The sequence below is a fragment of the Euzebyales bacterium genome, from assembly GCA_035461305.1.
In the GTDB taxonomy this organism is placed as follows: Bacteria; Actinomycetota; Nitriliruptoria; order Euzebyales; family JAHELV01; genus JAHELV01.
This window is the reverse complement of sequence record DATHVN010000075.1, coordinates 1-2,070: the sequence shown is the minus strand read 5'-3', so window position 1 is coordinate 2,070 and position 2,070 is coordinate 1. Positions and strand designations below refer to the sequence as shown.

The window sequence follows — 2,070 nt, the reverse complement described above, 5'->3', positions numbered from 1 at the left end:
CGTGCCGCCTCGCCGGCTGCTGCGATGTTGCGGCACGCCCCGCGCCCGGCCGGTCGCGGTCCAACCGCACCCCGACGGAACGATAGTGGCCTACGGCCGGACGCCGTGGGAGTTTTGGGTGCTCTGACCCCATCCACCGCCAGCGAAGAGGATAATCAGTCCTCATGCGTTGCGTTGCTGTCGTCGTCGCCGTGGTCGTACTGGTGGTCGTCGTCGTGCCCCCGGTCCGCGCGCGGCTGAAGGCGGTGCCGACGCTCGCGGACGCTGTCGGGGTCGTGGAGGTCCGGCCGCTGGCGCCGCCGGTGACGTCGGAGCGCACGCAGGTTGGCGTGGTCCCGGGCCGGCTGGACACGCCGGGCTGGCCGGCGCCGGCGGTGCTCGTCGTGCCCGGCGCGACGCCGGCGGGCGTCGACGACCAGCGCGTCCGCGACCTCGCCACGGCCGTCGCGAGGTCCGGCCGGACGGTGTTCACCCCCGAGCTCGAGTTGTACGAGTGGCGCCTGGCCGACGAGGACATCACGCGCGTGCGGGCGGCCGCGCGGGCGCTCCACGAGCGCGTCGGGTCGGTGCAGCTGCTCGGCTTCTCGTTCGGCGGCTCGCTCGCGCTGGTCGCCGCCGCCGAGCTCGATGACGTCGACCAGGTCGCGGTCTTCGGCGCCTACGCGGACTTCGTCGGGGTGATCCAGGCGGCGACCACCGGCGTGGCGACAGCAGGCCACGTGCGCATGGCCTGGGAGCCGGCCGCCCTGGCTGAGGACTCCTTCGAGTCGTTCATCGCCTCGCTGCTCGGCGCCGGGCAGGCCCGCGCCGTCGTCGCCGCGCTGGACGGCAGCCGCGCGCCCGACAGCCTGGACGATGAGGCCCGGCGCGTGTACGAGGTCGCGGTCAACGACGACCCCGACCGCACGGCCGCGCTCGTGGACCGCCTGCCCGACCGTGTGCGGGAGACTCTGGCGCGGTTCTCGCCCGTGTCGGTCGCCGGCGAGGTCGACGCACGCGTCGTCGCCATGCACTCCACCAACGACCCCGCGGTCCCATACACCGAGGCGCTGCGCCTGGCCAGCGAGTTCCCGGACGCCCGGGTCGTGACGCTGCGCAGCTTCGAGCACGTCGACCCGACTGCGGACGGCCTGCTCGGCTGGGTGCGCGCCCTGCCCGACGCGGCGCGCGCGACGCGCTTCGTAGGCTGGATGCTCGCCGCGCAGGAGCCCGCGCTGCCCGCGACCATGAGGAGGTCGTGGGCGATGTCACCGGCCACGGCGTTACAGCCGGCGCCGCGATAGTACGGCTGCATGTCGCGGTCCTGGCGGACGCCCTGGCCGGCCTCGGGCCGGCCGACGTGGTCAAGCGGGTGGACACCCTGCCCGATCAGCTGCGCACCGGCGAGATCGCCACCATGGTGTACGTGGTCGCCGATCCCGGGCGAGGCAGGCTGGTGGTGGCCAACGCAGGGCACCCGCCACCGAACCTCATCGAGCCCAGCGGCGCAGCGCGCCAGCTTGAGATCGGTCATGGTCGCCTTCTCGGTTTACGTCCGTCGTTGCCGCGCCGCTACCAAGGCGTGACACAGATAGTTCAGGCGGTCATCCGTTGCTGTACCGATGGGCTGATCGAACCGCTCGAACGTGCCGGCCATGACGGCATCGCAGAGCTGTGCCGAATTGCCGAACGCTTCACGGCGCGGCGCAGCAGCTTTGCGACGTGTTCTGGTCGAACTCGCACCCGAGGGTGCGCGAGACGTCATCTGCGTCGTCGCTGCCACGCTGATCGCCCGGTCACGCTCGCGCCGGCTCGACGAGAGCCTCACCGGTCGACCGAGCTCGCCGCTGAAAGCAGTCTGGCTGGGCCGGCGAAGACGTCGCTGAGAGGCCAAGGATCGCGGGCGGCCTGGCGTTCGCCTCGGGCGCGTCCGCCTTCATCGCGCTGATGTCGGCCTGTACCTTGCGTCACTTCTTGAAGGCGTCCTTGACCTTCTCGCCGGTCTGCTTGAGCTTGCCCATCATCTGGTCGGCCTTACCCTGCCTCCGGAGGCGGTTGTCGCCGCTGACCTTGCCAGCGACCTCCTTGAGC

General features: G+C 72.0%; 2 protein-coding genes. Both read left to right on the top strand.

Annotated features, from left to right (window positions below; all coding sequences use genetic code 11):
* The first annotated feature begins 164 nt into the window (after positions 1-164).
* Positions 165-1,283, top strand: coding sequence for a hypothetical protein (locus tag VK923_07030; GenBank protein HSJ44416.1), 1,119 nt, complete (start codon positions 165-167; stop codon positions 1,281-1,283).
* Positions 1,238-1,927 (top strand): PP2C family protein-serine/threonine phosphatase, encoded by a 690-nt coding sequence (locus tag VK923_07025; GenBank protein HSJ44415.1) that lies wholly within the window; start codon positions 1,238-1,240, stop codon positions 1,925-1,927. Before VK923_07030 ends, VK923_07025 begins: the two co-directional genes overlap by 46 nt.
* Positions 1,928-2,070: the final 143 nt, after the last annotated feature.

What these genes read in the sequence shown, in the direction of transcription:
- VK923_07030 (HSJ44416.1), top strand. Translation starts at nt 165, where the DNA reads ATGCGTTGCGTTGCTGTCGTCGTCGCCGTGGTCGTACTGGTGGTCGTC.